The organism is Pseudomonas sp. AM8, from assembly GCF_036346475.1.
GTDB lineage: Bacteria > Pseudomonadota > Gammaproteobacteria > Pseudomonadales > Pseudomonadaceae > Aquipseudomonas > Aquipseudomonas marginalis.
The window spans coordinates 122,198-141,498 of sequence record NZ_JAOTNX010000015.1 but is presented as its reverse complement, the minus strand read 5'-3'; the positions used below and the strand labels follow the sequence as shown (position 1 = coordinate 141,498).

Sequence of the window (19,301 nt, the reverse complement as noted above, 5' to 3'; positions counted from 1 at the left end):
CCTTCCAAGGTCAGGTTGAAGTGAAGCCGTGCACCGGCAAGCGGGCAGGACGGCGCAGGATGATGCCGTCGACCCAGGGCACCTGGTCCGCCGGCACCGCCAGGCGCAGGTTCGGGAAGCGCTGCACGAGGATCTGCAACACCGTGGTGATTTCCAGGCGCGCCAGGGCGGCACCCATGCAGTTGTGCATGCCGTAGCCGAACTGCAAATGCCGCGCACCCTTGCGGTCCAGGCGAATCGCCAGGGGCTCGGGGAACGCCGCCGGATCACGGTTGGCGGCAAACGCATCGGCGTAAATGATGCTGCCTGCGGGAATCAGCCCCCACGGCCCTTCCAGGTCGACGCTGGCCAGGCGCGGGAAGGTCGAGATGGTGCCCAGGGGAATCAGGCGCAGCAGTTCTTCGACCGCCTCCGGGATCAGCGCCGGATCGTCGACCAATTGCTGCCACAGCTCAGGGGCCGCCAACAGGGTGTACACCGATTTGGTCAGCACCGTGAGGATGTTCTGGTCGCCGCCGATCAATACCCCCAGGAGGATGCCCACCAGCTCCTTGTCGTTGAGCGGCGGCTCGCTGTCGGCACGGGTCGCGACGAAGCGCTGGATCAGCCCATCGGGATCGGTGGGCCGCGCACCGGTGACCAGGTCTGTCAGGTAGTTGTACACACCCCAGAACTGGTTCAGCAGCTCCGGTACATCCGCATCCGACGCCACCTGCACGGTGTGGCTGAGGGGCCGGTAATACTCACGGTCACTCAAGGGGATGCCGAGCAACTGGCAATCCACGGTGGCGGGGATGTGGTCAAGCACCTGGGCAAACAGATCGGCACCGGGCGCCTGGCGCTGCAATACATCGAGGCGTTCATGGGTGGCGTGTTCCACCTTGTCGCGCAGCAACGCCACGCCACTGGGGCTGAAGTCCCGGGCCACCACCTTGCGCAGGCGACCATGGTCGGGGATGTCATTGTTGAGCAGCAGTTCAGGCGGCGTGATGGTCGGCAAAAAGCTCGCGCCGTCTTCTTCGTTGCACGGGGCGCGTATCGCGCGGTTATCCAGCAGCAACGCCTGCACGTGTTGGTAACGGGTCAGGTGAAAGGCCAGGTGGCCGCTGGGCAGCAGAATCCTCGGCAGGCCATTGGCGGGGCTGGCAGGTTGATAGGCCGGCGGTGCATCCAACTGCGGGATGCGTGCCACGGTGACCTCGGGTCTGGCGATCACGGCGATATTCATCAGGCAGGCTCCACGGCAGGTTGCAACAGGCTGACAGCGGTGAGGCGCTGCAGCTGGGCGAGCGCCTGGTGGTTGTCGATGAAGTGCAGCACTTGCCAGCCAAGCGCGGCGGCGGCGTCGATGTTTTCCGCGACGTCGTCGATCAACAGGCTGTGCTGCGGCGCGACGCCCGAGCGCGCGGTCGCCACCTGGAAGAACGCCGGCTCCGGCTTGCGGCTGCGCTCCTGGCTGGAATCGACGATCAGGTCCACCACCTCATCCAGGCCCACCATCGCCCGCCAATGCCGCTCCCACTCCACCACGTTGTTGGTGAGGATGCCGACGCGAAAACCGGAACGCTTGAGTGCGCGCACGGCGGCCACCAGCGGCGCATTGGCCGGCACCCCGGCGAACCATTGCGCGCCGAAGGTGTGCAGGTGAGCGCGGGATAAATCGACCTGCGGGTCACGGCGACGCAGGGCCTGCGCCAGGCGCTCGCCCCACTCGCGCTCGGTGAGCAAGGCACTCTCCACCGGCGCGAGCATGGGCACGCCCAACTCATCGGCCACATCGCCCATGGCCTGTTGCAGCACGTGTGGAGCCAGGCCGGTCTTGACCTGGTATTGCTCGAACAGCGCCGGAATCGGCGGCGACAGCACGCCACCGAAATCGAACCAGATAAATTGCAGGTCGCTCATCGCACACCTCCCGCCACCAGGGCCAAGGGTTGGCTGGCGACCAGCGGCAGCAACTCCAGCTCAGCGGTGGCAATCACCGCGCCGCCCTGCTCGACCTCCAGCGCCAGGGTGATGCGACCGTGTTCGTCGCGGGCCAGGGAGGTCAGGTCCGCACGGACCTGGGTTGGCAAACCAAACTCACCGAAGCGGGTGAACACCACATGGCAGCGGGATAACAGCAACTGCTCGGGGCCCACCTGAAACTGCCGGTCCGCCGCCACCAGCGCCACTTGGCGGAAGCCTTCGAGCAACAGCATGCCGGGGATATGGTCGAGGGGGTGGTCGAAGATCGCCGGATTGTTCAGATCGACGATCAGCGGCGCCACCAGCGTCGCGGCGCCCTGCTCCAGTTCACGGCCGAGCACCACATTGTTCAGCCAGTGACGCCCGACGGCGGATGGACTCAAGGGTGGCGGCAACTGTGCCAATGGGTCGGCGTTGGCGGGAATCGCCGCCAGGCCACGGGCACGCATCTTGTTCCAGGCCGCGCCGCTCATCCAGCGAATGCTCATGCGTTCGTGGCGTGCAGCCACTTCGCCATTGATGCTCAGGGACATGTTCAGGGTCACGCCACTGCGCTCGCCGTGGCGCAGGTATTCATCCACCACGTAGACATCGATCTCGGCGGATGCCGGACGATCCCCCACCACCAATAAACTCCGGTCGGTCACGCGGGTCACACTGTCCAGGTAGATAAACTTGTCCTGGGCGCTGACGTCGAGGAACGCATGGGAGATATAAATTGACGCCTGGCGGAATACTTCCAGCAATAACAGCATGTCGTAGTGGGCGGCGCGGTGGGTATGTTCACTGAAGTAACTGTGGGTACGCGGTAGTTGGGCGCTGCAGCGAAAGTGTCCTTCCTTTACCAGTTCCGCGCCGGTCAGGAACACTTCGCTGACGGCGGCACGGTGCACCATGCTGCGCGGCACGGTGTTTTCGCAACGAATAGCCAGGGCTTCAGACATAGCAATCTCCTCCTTTGATTACCGCGAGAAGGCTAAGCTGAAACGTTTTTTCTCCACAACTGACCGAACGGCCAGGTCGTTGGACATGAACCTGTAGAACTTGCACTTCAGACATGGGTATCTGTCTCCTGATGAGCTTCTCCGTAAGCGTGCAGACCGCCGTACACGTTCATCGCGGTGAACGTTGTATGCTTTGCGCGGACAACCCGTTCTGGCTGTCAGTACCCTTGTGCAGATAGTCCCTTATATTTTCACTGCGCACTTAGACCCATTTGATCGAAGCTTATAAGCGCAACTAAATCATCTAGACACCCAACTAATCGTTCTAACTTAGTAGTGAAAATCCACACGCGAAGTTGCTCAAGGTCGTAAAGAACATCACGACCCGGAGCAGATTCACATGTTGAAAACAGGATTCACCCTGGCGCCTTTGGCGTGTGCATTGGCCATGGGCGGGCTGACGCTGCCAAGCCTGGCGTTGGCGCAAAACGACGCGGCGTCGGTACAACGGGTGATTGACTTCAATATCCCCGCAGGCCCCCTGGATGAGGTGCTGCTGAGCATCTCCCAGCAAAGCGGCCACCCTATCGCCTTCGACCCGCCGCTGGTGGAAGGCCGTGGGAGCCGCGCGATCCAGGGCCGACTGAGCCAGGAACAGGCGCTGGGCATTGCCTTGGGCGGCTCCCCGTTGGGCTTCAGCCAGACGGCCAGCGGTGCGGTATTGATCCATCGACTGGCCGACCCTGCAGCGGCGGCCAACAGCCAACCGCTGGCGCCACGCCTGAAATCCGTGGAGGTGATCGGCACCCGGCGCAGCGACGTCACCGCACTGCAAAGCGCGGCCCCCGTGGATGTGATCAGCAGCGAGCAACTGCAGCGCGCCGGCACCGATAACCTGGCCAAGGCCCTGGAAACCCTGGTGCCGTCGGTGAACTACCCGCAGGTCAACGGCACCGATGGCGTGTCGTCGCAGCGGCCGGTGTCGTTACGTGGGTTGGCCGCCGACCAGGTGCTGGTGCTGGTCAATGGCAAGCGTCGGCATGCCTCGGCGTTCGTCAACACCAAGGCCACCCTGGGGCGTGGCTCACAGGCGGTGGACTTGTCGACGATTCCCGTCAGCGCCGTCGACCATATCGAAGTGCTGCGCGATGGCGCCTCGGCCCAATACGGCTCGGATGCGATTGCCGGGGTGGTCAATATCGTGCTCAAGGAGCAGGACCACGGCGGCGCCGTGCAAAGCACCTTCGGCCAGTACACCAAGGGCGATGGCTTTCGCCGGTCGGTGGGGGGCTGGAGCGGTTTCACCTTGCCCGGCGATGGCTTCCTCACCCTCAGCGGCGAAGGCCTGCGCAGCGAACGCACCTCCACCGGCGGCACCGATGGCCGGCAGTTCTACCCCAGCGGCGACGCCCGTGAAGCGGATGCCGACCGCCATTGGCGCTACGGCTCGCCGGGCCTTGAAGACTGGAACCTGGCGCTGAACAGCGGCCTGTCCCTGAGCGACACGGTCGACCTGTACGGCTTCGCCACCTACCAGGACCGTACCGGCGAATCCCAGGCAACCTTTCGCCGCCCCATCGACCCCAACAACCTGGTGGCCGTGTACCCCAACGGTTTCCTGCCACTGCTCGACGTGCGCTCGCGGGATGCCTCGGTCACCGGCGGCGTGAAGATTCGCGATGAGCAACTTGGCAGCTTCGACCTCAGTGCCAACTACGGGCGCAACCGCATCGACTATCACCTCAGCGATTCGCTCAACGCCAGCCTCGGCGCCGCGAGCCCGACGAGCTTCAATGCCGGGGCGCTGGTCAATGAGCAAACCAACGTCGGCCTGGACCACATCAAGGAACTCAAGGTCGGCTGGGGCGCAGGCCCGCTGGTGTTCTCCAGCGGCCTGGCGTGGCGCAACGAAGCCTATGAAGTGATCGCCGGCGACCTCGCCTCCTGGACCCACGGCAGCGCCCTGCCCGCCCGTGCCGGCGGCGCCCAGGGCTTCCCCGGCACCCAGGACAGCGACGAAGGCCGCTACGCCCGCCATGTGTTCGGCGGCTACCTGGGCCTGGAGCAGCAAGTCACCGACAAACTGCAACTGGGCCTGGCCGGGCGCAGCGAGCACTACGACGACTTCGGTACCACCAGCACCGGCAAGTTCTCCGCGCGCTACGACTTCACCCCGCAATGGGGCCTGCGCTCGACCCTGAGCAGCGGCTACCGCGCGCCCACCCTGGGGCAGATCGGCACCTCGGCGACCCAGACCGAGTTCAAGGCCGGCGACCCCACCGCCTACCAGGTCGGCACCGTCAGCGTGAACACCCCGGTCGCCCGCGCCTTGGGCGCCAGTGACCTGAAGCCGGAAAAATCCACCAGCCTGTCCCTCGGCGTGGTCTGGCAGCCGCTCGAGCGTGCAAGTGTCAGCCTCGATGCGTACCACATCCGCATCAAGGACCGCATTGCCCTGTCGGAAACCCTCAGCGGCCCCCAGGTCAGCCAGATCCTCGCCAACCAAGGCTATGGCAACTACTCCGGGGTGAGTTTTTTCACCAATGCACTCGACACCAAGACCAGCGGCGTGGACCTCGCCGCCCACTATCGCCTGGACCTGGCCGACGCCAGCCAGTTGACCCTCAACGGCGCCTTCAACTACAGCAAGACCCAGGTCACCGACATCAAGGACAACCCCGGCCCGCTGGCCGGCACCGGCATCACCCTGATCAATCGCGAAGCCCTGAGCTATGTGGAAAGCGCCTCGCCCAACAGCAAGCTGATCCTCGGTGCCGACTGGCGCAAGGGTGCCTGGCAGGCGAGCGTCAACACGATTCGCTACGGCGCCTACACCCTCGATTCCAACCTTGGCGAAGCCCGCGACCAGACCTTTTCGGCGCAATGGGTGAGCAACGCCAGCCTGTCCTACGACATCAACCAGGCGCTCACCCTGACCCTGGGCGGCAACAATATTTTCGACAGCTACCCGGACAAGATCGACGTGGCCAACCGCTTTGTCGGCGGGCGCGTGGCCTACCAGAGCATCTCCCCGGCCGGTGCCGAAGGCGCCTTCTACTACGTGAAAGCCGACTACCGCTTCTGACTCAACCAAGGAGTTCCCATGAGCTTTGATGCTGTGCGTTTTACCCAAGTGTTCGAACACGACTTTGCCCTGGCCAAGCAACTGCTGATCAAGCACCAGGTGTTGTCGAGCAATGAGGCGGGCAATATCAGCCTGCGTATTCCCGGCGAAGCACGGCTGGTGATCGCCTCGCTCAGCGGCGCCGACAGTGGCGTGGCGGCGATTGTCGATTTCGACCTGCAACACAGCCAGGGCAGCCTCACCGACAACCTCAAGGAAGTGGCGGCGCTGCACGTGGCGATCTACCGCGAGCGGCCCTCGGTGAATGCGGTGATTCACACGCACTCGCCGTATCTCACCGCCTTCGCGATTGCCGGCCGAGCGTTGCGCCCCCATGCCACGCAGTTGCTGGGGATTCTGGATGAAGACCAGGAGGTGCCGCTGACGGCGTGGGGGCCGCGGTATGCGCCGGAGCCGGTGGTGGCGGCGTTACGCGAACATCCGCGTGCGCCAGCGGCGTTGCTGGCCAATCACGGGCCGTTTGCGTGGTCGGAGCGGGACGTGCTGGCGGCGACGCGGTTGTTGGTGAACCTGGAAGAAGCGGCCTACCTGACCTTCCTGGCGCAGCAGCTCGGTACGCCGCAGCCCTTTCCCAGCGGCGCGGCGCAGCGGTCGCGCCTGGGCTGGAGTGCGACATGAGTGCGCTCACTCGTTGCCCTGATAAAAGTGGAAGGGGCGGTGCGACGATTCGACTTGCCTCCGGCCCTTACGACAGGTCACTTTGGCAGCGGGCGCTGTTGGTTATTTTTGCATTCGGCGCGCTCCACGCCCACGCCGCCCCCCTGCTGGAACGGGCCCAATCCCGTGGCACCCTCAACGTCTGCACCAGCGACGAATTCCCCCCCTTCAAGACCTTCGATGCCCAAGGCAAGCCCGGCGGGTTGATCCTGGACCTGATCGTCGACCTGCAACGCCAGTTGTCTGCCAAGGTCGGCCAGCCGCTCAAGCTGCAACTTGTGCAAGTCAATCCGCTCAACCGCTTGCTGTTTCTCGAACAGGGCCGTTGTGAAGTGCTGGTCACGTCCCTGCTCGACACCCCCGCACGGCGGCGCGAAGTGGATTTCGCCAGCCCCGGTTTCTACAGCTCGGCCGCCACGGTGTTTGCGCCGAAAAGCACCGCCGTGCCGGACTGGCAAAGCCTGCGCGGCAAGACCCTGTGTGCGCCCGCCACCAGTGTGTGGGTGCGCCCGTTTGAAACGCGCTACGGCGTGCAGTTCGCCTCGTTCAACGGCACGGCCGAAGTGCGCAAGGCGGTGGCCGACAGCCGTTGCCTGGGGGCGATGGGTGACGATGCGTTGTACAGCGCCCTGGCGCGCCAGCCGGAATGGGCCGATTACGAGGTCAAGCTGCCGGGCCAGGATCCGGCGCCGTGGGGCATTGCTTTGCGCAAGGGCCAGCCGGCGTTGTTGGCAGCGGTGTCGAGTATTGTCGAAGGCTGGCATGCCCAGGGCGTGATCATCGGCCTGGAACAGCGCTACGGCCTGGCGCCGAATGCCTGGGTAGCGCAGCAGCATGCGCGGGCCAGCCATGAGTGAGGCCAACCTGCGCCTGTGGCTGGAACAGCATGGCCTGTCGCTGAGCATCCTGTGGGACCCGATGGACCGCCAGCGCTTCCTGCTCGGCCTGGGCCTGACACTGTTGCTGTCGGTGGCGAGTATTGCCCTGTCCCTGGTGATCGGCGTGTGGGGCGCTGCCGGCCTGGGTTCGCGTCGCTTGCTGTGGCGCCGGTTGAGCGCGGGGTACGTCGCGTTGTTTCGCAACACGCCGCTGTTGGTGCAGCTGTTCTTTTTCTACTTCGGCGTCGGCGCCTGGCTGCCGCTGGCGGACGACACCAGCGTGCGGCTGCTCAACGGCACGCAATGGGCGATCATCGTGATCGCCCTGCACAGCGGTGCATTCCAGGCCGAGAACCTGCGCGCCGGGATCGATGCCGTGCCCCGCGCCACCCTCGACGCGGCTGCGGCCCTGGGCATGCAGGGGGTCACGGTACTGCGCCATATCGTACTGCCGCTGGCGCTGCGTAACAGCCTGCCGGCCATGGGCAATACGGTGGTGCAAACCATCAAGTCGACCTCGATTGCCTACGCGATTGCGGTGCCGGAATTGCTCTATGCGAGCAATCGGATCTGGTCGGACAACTTCAACGTCGCCGAGATGATGCAGGTCTTGCTGCTGGTCTGGTTGCTGCTGATCGGCGCCAGCAGTTGGCTGCTGCGCCGCCTGGAAAACCATCTGCGCCTGCCAGGCCAGGAGTTGCCCGATGCTGCCTGAACCGTCCTGGCCCGCGCTGTTGTGGCAGTGGGCGCCGGCGCTGCTGCAAGGCTTCGGCCTGAATATCCTCATGGGCGTCACCGCGATGCTGGTGGCCACGCTGGCCGGTGTCGTGCTCGGCAGCCTGCAGGTCAGCGCCCGGCCGCGCCTGCGTCGTGGTGCCGGGCATCTGAGCCGCCTGCTGCGCAACCTGCCGTGGCTGGTGGTGATGTTCTACGTGGCCTACCTGTTGCCCTATGAAGTGCATTGGGCCGGGCGCTGGTGGCAATTGCCGGATTGGCTCAAGGTCGCGCTGGGCCTGGCCCTGCCCGCTGTCGGCTATGTCTCGGAGATCGTGCGCGGCGCCGTACGCGCGGTGCCGCTGGGGCAATGGGAAGCCGCCCGGGCCCTGGGCATGCATCATGGCCAGGCGCTGCGCCACGTGATCATCCCGCAGACCCTGCCCAGCCTGGTGGCGCCGTGGATGAACCTGTATTGCGCGGTGACCATGTCCACCTCCCTGGCCAATCTGCTGGGGGTGGAAGAGCTGATGACCACCGTGCAATCGCACCTGTCCACCCAACTGCGCAACGACCTGCTGCTGCCCGCCTACGGCTTGGTGTTCATCGCCTTCTTTGTCTACATCTACCCCCTCTCCTGCCTGGCCAAACGGCTGGAGCGCACATGAGCACTGACCCCATGCATGACGATACCCTGCTGACCCGGTTGGGACGCGACCCCGCCAGCCACGAAGGCAGCGTCAACACCCCGGTGTATCGCAGCTCGACCTTTATCTGGCCCGACACCGGCACCCTCGAAAACCACCTGCAACAGGCCGCCGACCCGCACTATCGCGGGCATATCTACGGCCGTAACGGCAACCCCACCACTGCCGCGTTCGAAGACGCCGTGGCGCAGCTGGAAGGCGGCTTTCGCGGGCTGATCATGCCCAGCGGCCTGGCGGCGATTGTCGGCGCGGTGCTGGCAGTGGCGCGGGCCGGCGACCATATCCTGGTGACCGACAATTGCTATTGGCATGCGCGCCAGGTGTTCGACCAGATCCTGCCGCGCTATGGCATTGAGGCCACGTACTTCGCGCCCATGCTCGGTGCCGACATCGCCGGCTTGCTGCGCCCGAATACGCGCCTGGTGTACGCCGAAGCACCCGGTTCCAGCACCTTCGAGGTCCAGGACATTCCCGCCCTGGCCAGTGCCGCCCATGCCCACGGCGCATTGCTGATGCTCGACAACACCTGGGCCACGCCGCTGTTCTTCAAGGCGTTCGCCCACGGCGTGGACATCTCGATTCATGCCGCCACCAAGTACCTGGTGGGTCATAGCGACGCGATGCTCGGCGTGATCGTCACCACCCAGACCCTGTATTCGACGGTGCGCGAGACCGTCCGCCAACTGGGCTATATCGCCAGCGCCGACGACGCCTACCTGGGCCTGCGTGGCCTGCGCACCCTGGGTGTACGCCTGCGCCAACACCAGCGCTCGGCGCTCACCGTCGCGCAGTGGCTGCAACAGCGTCCCGAAGTGGCCCAGGTGCTGCACCCGGCGCTGCCGGGGGCCATCGGGCACGACTTGTTCAAGCGCGATTTCCTCGGCTCCACCGGGCTGTTCGGCGTGGTCCTCAAGCCGCATTTCGAGCCCCAAACCAACGCCTTCCTGGAAAGCCTGCAGTTGTTCGCCATGGGCGCCAGCTGGGGCGGTTTCGAGAGTCTGATTCGCCAACAGCAGCGCCACCCTTCAGCACTGATTGAACCAGGCGTGTTGCTGCGCCTGCACGTAGGCCTTGAAGCCGTCGAGGACCTGCTCGCCGACCTGCAACAAGGCCTCGAACGCCTGAGCACCACCCCACATTCCCCAAGGAGTCTGCCATGAGCCAAGCACTGCCCACCCATTACAGCATTTGCCCGCTGCTGGTCGCGTCCAATATTGCCGTTGAACTCGGTTGGCTGGACGAGGAATACCAACGCGTCGGCGCCGACGCGATCTACCTGCGCTCACTGCCCGACAACCTCGGTTGGCTGCCGCACTTCACCCATGGCGAAGCGCGCTTGATTCGCGACGGCGGCGCAGTGCCGGCCTTGTGGGCGCGCGCCGACCAGGCCGATACGTTGCTGGTGGCCAGCACCGCCACCCAACGCGCCGGGCAGATCCTGGTGCGTGCCGAGGGGCGTATCCGCCAGGTCGCCGACCTGTTCGGCAAGCGCATCGGCGTACCGGTGAGCCGCAACAAGGCGCGGGTCGATGTGCTCAAGGCGCTGGCCGAACATGGCCTGTTCAATGCACTGCAACTGGCCGGGCTGGAGCCGTCGCAAGTGCGCCTGATCGAGCTGGAGGATGAAGGTGATCCGCAGACCTTGCTGCCGGCGGTGCGGCCTTCGGCGTTCTGGTCGCAACTGCATGGGCTGCATGGCCAACCCGGGCATGAGGTGCAGGCCCTGGCCGAAGGCCGTGTGGACGCGCTGCATGTCGCCGCCGGGCATGTGCCGGCACTGCTCGCCAGCGGTGAATTCACGGTAATCGAAGACCTGGAACGCTACCCGGACTGGACCCTGAAAAACCACAACGGCCCTTACGCCACCACCGTCAACCGCGCCTTTGCCGAAGAGCATCCCCAGGTGTTGGTGGCGTTCCTGCGCGCCGCGATCCGCGCCGGGCGCTGGATCAACCAGCACCGCGATGCCGCCGCCGAGCTGTTCACCCGCGTGACCTTCCTGCCGGACGCCGGGTTTATCCGCCGCGCCATTGCCGAGCTGGATTTTGTGCCGAACCTGGCGCCGCAGAACCTGGCGGCCCTGGAACTGAAGAAGGACTTCCTGGTGCAACGCGGCTTCCTGCAGAACGACTTCAGCGTGCACGAGTGGGCCCAGCCCGAGTTTCTCGCCCAAGCCCACACCGGGCTTTAACGCCACACCCTTGCCAAGGACAGACAATGATTGCTCAGTACCGCAAGACCCTGCTGGCCAGCCTGTTGGTCGCCGATTCAAGTTGGGCGGCGCAGGCCGCCGATTCCACCGAACCCCGACTGAGCAAAGTCGAGGTGGTCGGTGCCCGCGTGACTGAAGCCAGCGCCGCCATTGGCGAAGACAAGATCAGCAATACCCTGAGCATCTCGCACCAGGCGTTGCTGTCGGCGCCGGCCGGCACTTCGGGGCTGAAAATGCTCGAGGCGCTGCCCGGTTTCAACGTGCAGGTCAACGATGCGCTGGGCCTGTATGAGTTCGGCAACTCGGTGTTCGTGCGTGCCTTCAACCTGCAGCAGATCGGCTTTTCCATCGACGGTGTGCCCCTGGGACGTACCGATCAGTTCGGCGGCAGCCCGATCTATCGCTACGTCGACAATGAAAACACCGAGCGGGTCACCGCCTCCACCGGCGCGGGCGACGTGTCGCAATCGGGCTATGCGTCCCTGGGCCCGTATGTGGATTACCAGACCAGCAACCCCACACTCGAGCCGGGCGCCAGCCTGTCCTACACCCTCGGCAGCGACAGCCTGCGGCGCAGTTTCGTCAAGCTGCAAAGCGGCGAATACCAGGGCCTGTCGGCGTATTTCAGCCGCTCGAAAATCGACGGCGACCTATGGCGCGGCCCCGGCACCATCGACCGTGAACACCTGGAAGCCAAGGTGCGCTATCGCTTCGGTGAACGTGACGAGGTGTGGCTGCGCGCCGTGCACAACGCGTTCTACGACTACGACTCGCCCTACGTGAGCAGCGCCCAGTACGACGGCAGCGCCAATGACCCGTTCGGTCGCTCGGGCCGTTACTTCGCCTACCTCGGCAGCCTGCCCGACTTACCCGAGAGCGTGCCCGGCGTGCGCTACAGCAACACCAACTACAACCAGTTCTACAAACAGGCGGTGAACCAGCGCCGCGACACCTTGTACAGCCTGGGCGGCCAGTTCGAGATCCGCCCGGACCTGCTCAACTACACCACCCTCTACTACGAGGCCAAGAAAGGCTTTGGCGTGTCCCCGGAGGCCTACGCCACCTCCCTGGCGCTGCACAATGCCGAAAACACGGTGGATGGCCTGTTTGCTCCACGGGGCGTGCAATACGGTTTGTCGTCCCTCAGCGGCCACCGCTTCGGCGGGCGCACCGGGCTGCAATGGGACATCGGCCAGCACCAGATCGACACCGGGGTGTGGGCCGAGACCGATGTGTTCAACCGCCAGCAGGCGCGCTACAACCTCACCGACGGCAGCCCGGCCGGCGAGCCGCTGTTCAATGAGCCGGTGCACCTGCAAGGGGATTTCAGCTCTACGCGCAACTCGTTGCAGTACCACCTCAAGGACACCTGGACCCTGCTCGACGACCGCCTGCGCCTGCAGTTCGGTTTCAAGAGCCTGCACCTCAAGTACCGCATCGAGGGCTATCGCAACGCCGGCGACTACATCAACGACCGCCAGCCGCGCCTGGCCACCCAGTGGAACGACGCCTTCCTGCCCCAGGCCGGGCTGGTCTACAACCTCACCGATGACACCCAGGTATTTGCTTCCTATTCGGAAAACATGGCCCTGCCCCGTGGCGCCGACGACATCTTCCGCGCGGCCAGCCCCAGCGCGCCGCCACCGGAGGCGGAGCGGGCGAAGAACTACGAGGTGGGCTATCGCATCAACCGCCCGACCTTCAACGCGGCCTGGGCGCTGTACCGCACCGACTTCGACAACCGCCTGCAAGCCTTCGCCTCAGCCGTGCCCGGCAGCAGCCAGGTGGAAACCTACTACCAGAACGTCGGCAAGGTGCAGGCCTACGGCACCGAGCTGAGCGGGCAATGGAAACCCCCGGTCCTGGCCGACAAGGTGGTGCTCAACGGCAACCTGACCTACAACACCTCCACGTTCCGGAACGACGCCGGCGGCCTTTCGATCAAAGGCAACGAGGTGCCCGACAGCCCGCGCTGGCTGGCCCAGGCCGGGGTTACCTATGAGCTGGCGCCATGGGCACTGCTGAACTTCTCGGCACGCTATATCGGAGAGCGCTACAGCAACTTCACCAACAGTGAATCCGTGCCCGGCTACACCCTGTACAACGCCTACCTGGATCTGGGGGGCGAGCGCCTGCACTACGGCCCACTGAAGAATGTGAAGGTGCGCTTCAATGTCGACAACCTGTTCGACAAGGACTACCTCGGCTACATCCTCACCAGCACCAGCGGCCCCGCCGTGTTCCGACCGGGTTCGCCGCGCACCTTCCAAAGCACCTTGAGCATGGAGTTCTGAACATGAACACGCGCCTGTTGCTGCTCGCCCTGCTGCCACTGTTGGCCCACGCCGACACCACCGTCAGCCCCACCACCCTGGCCCTGCACCAGCGCTTGCTGGTGCTGGACAGCCACCTGGACACGCCGCTGACCCTGACCCGCCCCGGCTGGAACATCCTCGAGCGCCACGACTATCGCCAGGACGGCAGCCAGGTCGACCTGCCGCGCATGCGCGAAGGCGGCCTGGATGGGGGGTTCTTTGCCGTCTACACGCCCCAAGGCCCACGCACCGAGGAAGGCCGCGCCTACGCCAGCGCCTATGGCCTGGCCACTCTCACCCGCATCCGCGATGTGATCGACCGCAACCCCGACAGCTTCGCCCTGGCCCTGACCGCCGCCGACGCCCGGCGTATTGCGGCCCAGGGCAAGCGCGTGGTGTTTATCAGCATGGAAAACGCCGATCCACTCAGCTCCGATCCCGAGTTGCTCAACACCTACTACCGCCAAGGCCTGCGCATGCTCGGCCTGGTGCATTTCATGAACAACGACCTGGCCGACTCGGCCACCGCGCTGCCGGAATGGAAAGGCCTGAGCCCCAAGGGCCGCGACCTGGTGCAACGGGCCAACCGCCTGGGCATCCTGCTCGACGTGTCCCACGCCAGCGACGCGGTGTTCGACCAGATGCTGGCGCTGTCCAGCGCCCCGCTCATCGCCTCCCACTCCAGCAGCCGCGCGGTCAACCCGCACCCGCGCAACCTCGACGACAACCGCGTGCGCCAACTGGCGGCCAAGGGCGGGGTGATCCAGGTCAACGCCTACAGCGACTACCTGATCCCCCTCACGCCCAACCCGGATCGCAACAAAGCCATGGCCGCGCTCGGCGCACGCTTCCACAACCTCGCCGCCCTCAGCCCGGAGCAGGTCAAGGCGCTCTATCAGGAACGCGACAGCCTCAACCAACGCTTCGCCCAACCCAAGGCCAGCCTCGACGTGTTCATGAAGCACCTGTTGCACCTGCTGGAAGTGGCCGGCCCGGACCACGTCGGTATCGGCGCCGACTGGGACGGCGGCGGTGGCGTAAGCGGGCTGGACGATGTGAGCCAGTTGCCGGTGATTACCCAGCGGTTGCTGGATGCGGGGTATAGCGAGGTGCAGATCGCGAATATCTGGAGCGGGAATTTGCTGCGAGTGTTGCAGGCGGCGCAGGATCAGCGGCGGCCCTGAGGCGTTTAACAACGTTTCATTTGCTCCGTAAAGCTTAAGGCGCCTGGAGCGTAGCCCAATGGCAACGGCCATTGGACTCACCAACAGCCCCACTAGCGAACTCCACACAATCAGTGGCAATATGCCACCCAGTACTCCGAAGGGACTGACTCAACGCAACATCAAGGATAGATAATGAAGGTCGACGAATCTGTAATAAGAGACAAACTGGCTGAGAACCTCGACATTCTTGAAGAGGGCCTCACATTGGAAAAAACTGAAAAGTTTTTACCAAACCCAGAAGGCACACGAAGTTTTGTGGATATTTTGGCCCGCGATAAAAATGGAAAGTATGTACTGATTGAGTTAAAAAAAACCAATGCCGCAGCACGCCAAGCCATTCATGAAATATTAAAGTACATCGAAGGCATCAAACTAAATCTCGGACTAAAAGAAGACGAACTCAGAATCTTGATTGTCTCAACAGAATGGAAGGAGCTGCTGATACCCTTCTCCTCACTAGTAGCCCGAGTAAACTTCAGACTTTCCGGAATCCAGTTGACCGTTGATACATCTGGGAACCCAACGCATGCTAAACCTGTCACCCCAGCGCCGGTGCGGTCAGACAGATTATTCAGCTCGCAACACCATTTAATTCGCTATCAGTCTTTAGAGAACCTGAGGATTGGGACTGAGCAATACATCGCTTCCTGCGCAGCAAAAGGCATCAAAGACTATGTGCTTATTCAACTCAGCGCCGCCCAAGGTAGACCAGAATTAGACCGCCGCAAGAAATACGAAAAACTCACTAAACTGTTCGAGCAGCTAGGACCTGCTCGAACCTATGACGACTACATAAAACGCGTACCGTTGATGCCATACATGTTGTACTTTGCGATGGTGGAGCTTGATTTAGAGTACTGCCTGATGCAACTCGAAACGCTTCTTGAGGGTGACGCCCTGGAAGAATGGCGCGACACCTTGAAATACACCGAGAATAACGAACAGCTGCTGCATGACGCCCATGAGCAAATTATGGCAGCGCCTCCTGAAGTTCCCTACGATGACCACGAAATGGGTTATCCGGCGAAGTTCGCCGAGAAGCTCTTCCATGATGAATGGGAGATTATGGATGTTTTGAAATTCGGCGCCCTCGCGCACAACGATCTTCTGGTTAAAGAAACCCTCGTCAGCGAATTATGCGGCGACCAGGGGAACACGCGACAGCATTACAAGAAGACGTTGAGCGGAGAAGACACTCGCTATCTCGCCACTACCCGCGAAGAAATAAGGAAATGCTTGATCCACAACCCTCAATGGACCGAGCAGATCAACAGGACGTTTGCCGAGATAGAAAAACAAAATAATATAAATAAAATCAGCATTTACATATTCAACCCCAACCACATTCTATTATCTCTATATAAAACACTCACTCCAGAAGATGAAGCCAATTTTCTACCACACTTCTCCATACAGGTCGACACACAAACCACAACAACCGAATATATCGGAAGACTGACCGATACGCATAAAACCCCCTCAATGAAAAGCATCGTAAACAATCACTTTGAGGGAAAAATAGTAAATCTACTAGCGCCTTTGAACTGGGGTGGGCTCGACGAGAATGACGCCTTTATCGTCCGAAGCTCGGGTCTTTCATATGAAACCTACTCCCGCACTATTGAAGCCGGTACCGAGCGGTGCAAAAAGCTAACATCTCTCGGCTTTGAGGAATGTGATCCTGAGGAATATAAAGACACGCTAAGTGAATACTCCAGTAGAAATGCGGATTTCCTTAGAGACATTATCGGCATCTACTCAAAACATTGGGATGGCACTATCGTCACTTATGATCAAAATGACGAATATCACTTTCTGACCTGACCCCTAAGAACGACAATTGCGTCAAGAGCATTAATTATTTAACGTGGGTGTTAAGCGTTACTGCTGCTTGACACGCCATTGTCAGACCCAATCATCACGCTCAAAGCGATTGCCACCCGCCCCCCATCACCTTATACAAACTCACCCGATTACTCTGCTCCGCCAGGCGCAGGGTGATCAGGTCCTGATGGGCGCTGTACAGCGAGCGTTGGGAATCCAGGGCTTCGAGGTAGCTTTGCGAGCCGGCGCGGTAGAGCGCGTCGGACAGGTCGTAGCTCTTCCGGCTCGCCTCGGTCAGCGCTTGCTCGGCAGTGAGGCGCTGGTCCAGGGTGCTGCGCACGGCCAGAGCGTCGGCGACTTCCTTGAATGCGGTTTGCAGGGTTTGCTGGTAGGTCTTCACCTGGATCTCTTTCTCGACCTTGGCCGCATCCAGGGTCGCGCGGTTGCTGCCGGCATCGAAGATCGGCAGGCTGATGCTCGGGGCGACTGCCGGCCTTGAACAGGCTGGACAGTGATTGCAGTGGGTCAGTTAACAACTCTGTGACTGACACACCGCTATCGGGGGCAAGTCGAATCGTCGCACCGCCCTTCCCACATTGGGTTCTTCGGTGCTTGGAAGATTGAGGTTACATCGGCGTGCTGCTGATAACCCGCAGCGCCAACCCCTCGTACGCATCCAGGGTAATGGTGAACGCGCCCTCCGCCGTCAGGTCGCCCTCCACCCGTTCGTTGATGATGTCCACCACCATCCCCGCCGCGATATCCGGCAGGTTCAGGGTTTCGGTGATCGGCGTGGCGCCGAAGTTCAGCGCGGTGATTTGCGTGCCTCTGCCGGCCGGCAATTCGTGGACCATGATCAACAGGCCGGGGTTCTGCACGTCGGGCACCAGTATCTGGCGGCTGGCGGCGATGTCGTAGGCGCGGCGCACGGCGAGGATCTTTTGCAGTTGCGAGGCGAACGAGTCCGGGTCCTGCAACTGGCTGTTGAGGCTGCCGTAGAGGCTTTTCGAGCGCGGCATCTGGCCGGCCGACAATTCTGCGTCCGGGTTCAGGTCCACCAGGTCGTAGGCGCCGCGATGAATCCAGCGGGTATCGCCATCCTGCATCAAGTGCGCGACTTCCTCGGCGGCCAACGGCAGCGCGCCTACCAGGTCCCAGCCGGACAAGGCGAACACCCCGGGCTGCATGGCGTTGTACATCACCAGCAGTAAATGGATCTGGCGAATCTGTTGAATGTCGGCGGCACTGATCGCCTCCAGGTCGCGAATGCCCAGCGCGGCCGTGATGATGCTGGCGGTGGTGCAGGACACGCCATTGGTCACGAACTTGAGGTTATACGGCGCGTGCTCGCCGGCCAGGCGTTCGTACATCTGCTCGCGGATGTGCTCGCGCAGGATATTGCCGGGGAATGTCTGCCCCTGGTAAAGGAAGGTGTCGTGGGCATGCAGGGTCCAGAAGTGCACCAGCTCCAGGGTCAGCTCATCGTGGTTCTGTAAGGCATGGATCAGCGAGCCGGGGTCGATGCCCTGGCGGTGCATTTCGCGCAGCATCAGGCGCAGGAATTCGGCATCGCCCATCAACAGCGCGTGCTGGTACGCCGGGCGGGTGATGAAGTCATAGGACAGGTCGGCGCCGCCATGGGACATCGACGCAATGTCATCCACCGTGAGGTTCAACTCCTGGAAGCTGAAACCACCGGCCTTGCGAATCGCCCCGCCCAGCAGTTGGTTGCCGGTGATCGACAGCGGATGGCTCTCGGACCAGGCCGTGCCATCGAGGGTGCGTTCCACGCCGAGGAAACCATTGGCGTCCAGGCGCAGGATCTTCGCGCCCATCACGTCGATGGCGTGCAAGGCGTCGCCGATGATCATCTGCTGCGCGGCGAAGGTCGGGTCGAGCCAGTTCAGCGACGGCTGGCCTTCCTTGAAGTAATGCAGGTACACCCAGCGACGCGGCTTGCCATCCACGCCGATGACCACCGGCGTGGTGCTCCAGTCGGTTTCCTTGACGCCGGGCTCGAAGAAGATCACCCGCTGTAACTGGCCGACGATATAGTGCTTGTCGCGCAGGGCGTCCACCTGGGCCGGGCTGAGGTTCTGCGCATCACGACCCTCGGTCACGTCGGGCAGCAGCGGCCAGTCTTCCTCGCGGATCTCCACCATATGGTAAAGGCCGGGGTAATCCTCGTAGGCCATCTCCGCCAGGCGAAAGTCCGCGCCCTTGCCGGTGTGGGACGGAATCACGTCGTCGATGATCACCGCATTGTGCGCCGCCGCCATGCGCGTCAACGCCTGCAACTGCGCCTCGGTGCCCAACTGCGGGTCGATCTCGAAGCTGATGCGGTCGAAATTGCCGTCGATGGTCGGCGTGTGCCGGGTGCCGGTCAGGCCACCGGATTTCTTCAGCGGGCCGTTATGGATGCCCTGGATGCCGATCTTCGACAGCGCATGCCACAGCGTCTCATCCCCCAGCGCCTCCAGCACCGTACCGCCCTCGCGCGTCACAATCGACGCCGGGTAGGCGGTAAACCACACCGACGACAAGGCCGAGGCATCACGGGGCCGGGTCTGCGCATACGGCTGTTGCCACAACCGGCCCTGGCCCGAATAGAGCTTGGCGCGCTGGCGTGCCGCGTGCAGCATCGATTGTTCCACCAGCCAGTTCACATGGTTGTTTTCAGCCGCGGTCATAAGCTTGGTACCTGTCGTGGT

The 19,301-nt window shown here is 62.9% G+C and carries 14 protein-coding genes and 1 pseudogene; 10 read left to right on the top strand and 5 right to left on the bottom strand.

Going from position 1 to position 19,301, the window contains the following annotated elements; genetic code table 11:
* Positions 1–10: 10 nt before the first annotated feature.
* The 3 genes from V3W40_RS29530 to V3W40_RS29520 are packed head-to-tail and all read right to left on the bottom strand — an operon-like array spanning position 11 to position 2,912.
* Positions 11–1,228: a cytochrome P450 gene (locus V3W40_RS29530; protein WP_330216189.1), complete on the bottom strand. Its 1,218-nt coding sequence runs from the start codon at positions 1,226–1,228 to the stop codon at positions 11–13.
* A complete protein-coding gene (locus tag V3W40_RS29525; RefSeq protein WP_074846851.1) occupies positions 1,228–1,905 on the bottom strand; it encodes an HAD family hydrolase in 678 nt (225 codons plus the stop codon). Before V3W40_RS29525 ends, V3W40_RS29530 begins: the two co-directional genes overlap by 1 nt.
* A complete protein-coding gene (locus tag V3W40_RS29520) occupies positions 1,902–2,912 on the bottom strand; it encodes a ScbA/BarX family gamma-butyrolactone biosynthesis protein (RefSeq protein WP_330216188.1) in 1,011 nt (336 codons plus the stop codon). Before V3W40_RS29520 ends, V3W40_RS29525 begins: the two co-directional genes overlap by 4 nt.
* A 400-nt stretch (positions 2,913–3,312) precedes the next feature.
* On the opposite strand from V3W40_RS29520, the gene V3W40_RS29515 reads away from it, so the two are divergent.
* The 10 genes from V3W40_RS29515 (at position 3,313) to V3W40_RS29470 (ending at position 16,590) form a co-directional block, all read left to right on the top strand.
* Positions 3,313–5,997: a TonB-dependent receptor gene (locus V3W40_RS29515; RefSeq protein ID WP_330216187.1), complete on the top strand. Its 2,685-nt coding sequence runs from the start codon at positions 3,313–3,315 to the stop codon at positions 5,995–5,997.
* 18 nt (positions 5,998–6,015) lie between these two features.
* Positions 6,016–6,675: a class II aldolase/adducin family protein gene (locus tag V3W40_RS29510; protein WP_330216186.1), complete on the top strand. Its 660-nt coding sequence runs from the start codon at positions 6,016–6,018 to the stop codon at positions 6,673–6,675.
* On the top strand, positions 6,672–7,571 hold the full coding sequence (locus tag V3W40_RS29505; RefSeq protein ID WP_083244941.1) for a transporter substrate-binding domain-containing protein: 900 nt from the start codon (positions 6,672–6,674) through the stop codon (positions 7,569–7,571). Before V3W40_RS29510 ends, V3W40_RS29505 begins: the two co-directional genes overlap by 4 nt.
* Positions 7,564–8,307, top strand: a complete 744-nt coding sequence (locus tag V3W40_RS29500; protein ID WP_330216185.1) for an amino acid ABC transporter permease — start codon at positions 7,564–7,566, stop codon at positions 8,305–8,307. Before V3W40_RS29505 ends, V3W40_RS29500 begins: the two co-directional genes overlap by 8 nt.
* A complete protein-coding gene (locus V3W40_RS29495; RefSeq protein ID WP_065927398.1) occupies positions 8,297–8,974 on the top strand; it encodes an amino acid ABC transporter permease in 678 nt (225 codons plus the stop codon). The genes V3W40_RS29500 and V3W40_RS29495 overlap by 11 nt, the downstream gene beginning before the upstream one ends.
* Positions 8,971–10,173, top strand: coding sequence for a cystathionine beta-lyase (gene metC, locus V3W40_RS29490; RefSeq protein ID WP_218064733.1), 1,203 nt, complete (start codon positions 8,971–8,973; stop codon positions 10,171–10,173). Before V3W40_RS29495 ends, metC begins: the two co-directional genes overlap by 4 nt.
* Entirely contained in the window at positions 10,170–11,204 is a 1,035-nt protein-coding gene (locus V3W40_RS29485; protein ID WP_065927397.1) for an ABC transporter substrate-binding protein, read from the top strand. Before metC ends, V3W40_RS29485 begins: the two co-directional genes overlap by 4 nt.
* 26 nt (positions 11,205–11,230) lie before the next feature.
* On the top strand, positions 11,231–13,519 hold the full coding sequence (locus V3W40_RS29480) for a TonB-dependent receptor (protein ID WP_065927396.1): 2,289 nt from the start codon (positions 11,231–11,233) through the stop codon (positions 13,517–13,519).
* 2 nt (positions 13,520–13,521) lie between these two features.
* Positions 13,522–14,724, top strand: a complete 1,203-nt coding sequence (locus V3W40_RS29475) for a dipeptidase (RefSeq protein ID WP_330216184.1) — start codon at positions 13,522–13,524, stop codon at positions 14,722–14,724.
* 174 nt (positions 14,725–14,898) lie between these two features.
* Positions 14,899–16,590, top strand: a complete 1,692-nt coding sequence (locus V3W40_RS29470) for an endonuclease NucS domain-containing protein (protein ID WP_330216183.1) — start codon at positions 14,899–14,901, stop codon at positions 16,588–16,590.
* Positions 16,591–16,690: 100 nt separating this feature from the next.
* On the opposite strand, the pseudogene V3W40_RS29465 reads toward V3W40_RS29470, so the two are convergent.
* Both V3W40_RS29465 and treS read right to left on the bottom strand, forming a co-directional pair.
* Positions 16,691–17,102 (bottom strand): annotated as a pseudogene (locus tag V3W40_RS29465) (TolC family protein); the annotation flags it as partial.
* A gap of 114 nt (positions 17,103–17,216) precedes the next feature.
* A complete protein-coding gene (treS, locus tag V3W40_RS29460; protein ID WP_330216182.1) occupies positions 17,217–19,280 on the bottom strand; it encodes a maltose alpha-D-glucosyltransferase in 2,064 nt (687 codons plus the stop codon).
* Positions 19,281–19,301 lie beyond the last annotated feature (21 nt).